The 1194-nt window shown below is 36.7% G+C and carries 3 protein-coding genes and 1 pseudogene; all 4 read left to right on the forward strand.

The genetic code is table 11. From position 1 onward, the window contains the following. The first annotated feature begins 40 nt into the window (after positions 1-40). Complete coding sequence (locus F6K13_RS35680; protein WP_339379522.1) at positions 41-295, forward strand: helix-turn-helix domain-containing protein; 255 nt, start codon at positions 41-43, stop codon at positions 293-295. 12 nt (positions 296-307) lie between these two features. Beyond that, positions 308-835 (forward strand): annotated as a pseudogene (locus F6K13_RS35685) (RNA-guided endonuclease InsQ/TnpB family protein); the annotation flags it as partial. Beyond that, a complete protein-coding gene (locus tag F6K13_RS35690) occupies positions 816-995 on the forward strand; it encodes a transposase (RefSeq protein ID WP_287274869.1) in 180 nt (59 codons plus the stop codon). The pseudogene F6K13_RS35685 and the gene F6K13_RS35690, both read left to right, overlap by 20 nt. Beyond that, a partial coding sequence (locus tag F6K13_RS35695) for a zinc ribbon domain-containing protein (RefSeq protein ID WP_353735764.1) occupies positions 914-1194 on the forward strand: 281 nt, incomplete at its 3' end. The genes F6K13_RS35690 and F6K13_RS35695, both read left to right, overlap by 82 nt.

The raw sequence follows: 1194 nt of genomic DNA on the forward strand, positions 1-1194 counted from the left end.
AATAAATATGTTATCGTGCTGTTTAGTTTAGATAGGAATTATGAAAGCTAGATTTAAGTATCGTATCTATCCAACACCGGGACAAAAATACCGATTAGCAAAGCTATTTGGTTGTGTCCGTGTGGTTTGGAATGATAGCCTAGCTTGTTGTCAAGAAAAATATAGATCGGGAGAAAAGAAACCCACAAATTCTCAACTACAAAAACAGTTTATCACTCAATCGAAAAAGACTGAAGACAGAGAATGGTTATCAGAAGTTTCTGCTATACCATTGCAGCAATCTTTAAATGATTAAAACCAGGCTTATCAAAATTTTTTCAAATCGACAAAAGGTCAACAGAAAGGTAGACCTATAAAACCTCCTAAATTTAAAAGTAGAAAGTCAAAGCAAACTGCTAGGTTTACAAAAGGAGGATTTAAAGTTGGTCAACATAAAGTTTATTTGGCTAAGATTGGAAAGCTGAAAATAGTCTGGTCAAGAGAGTTACCCGCTGCCCCATCATCAGTAACAGTAATCAAAGATTCAGCTCATAGATATTTCTTGAGTTTTGTAGTAGAAATACAACCAGAAACTTTACCTAAAACTGATAATTCAGTAGGTATAGATTTAGGCATTTCAACCTTTGCTACATTTAGTGACGGTACAAAAGTTGATGCTCCTAAGCCACTTAAGAAAAGAATTAAGAAGCATCGAAAGTTAAGTAAGTCATTATCTCATAAAACTAAGGGGTCTAGAAGGTATGAGAAAGCGAGAGTAAGAGTTGCCAAATTTTCCTACAGAATGCTACGCAAACATGCCAAACTAAAAGATACGCTTGACAGATTTTCTGCATAAATTATCTACTAAAATAATTCGTGAAAACCAAACAGTTGTTTTAGAAGATTTAAACGTTTCTGGTATGGTGAAAAAGCGGTGCGACCCCGCGACGACGACAGCTCGCTTGCGGAACGCGCACCAAGAGACCGTAAATTATCCAGAGCCATATCAGATTTAGGTTGGAGACAATTTAGGACACTGTTAGAAGGAAAAACTGAAAAATACGGTCGTGATTTTAGAGTAATTAGCAAGTGGGAACCAACATCACAAAAGTGTTCATGTTGTGGATTCAAGGGTGGAAAGTTAGACCTTTCAGTAAGGGAGTGGGAATGTCTCAACTGTGGTACAAAACACGACCGTGATGAAAATGCAGCAAT

Source organism: Okeania sp. SIO2B9, assembly GCF_010672505.1.
GTDB classification, from domain to species: domain Bacteria; phylum Cyanobacteriota; class Cyanobacteriia; order Cyanobacteriales; family Microcoleaceae; genus Okeania; species Okeania hirsuta.

Excerpts from the sequence above, each read along its gene's own strand:
- F6K13_RS35680 (WP_339379522.1), top strand. The coding sequence starts at position 41 with ATGAAAGCTAGATTTAAGTATCGTATCTATCCAACACCGGGACAAAAA.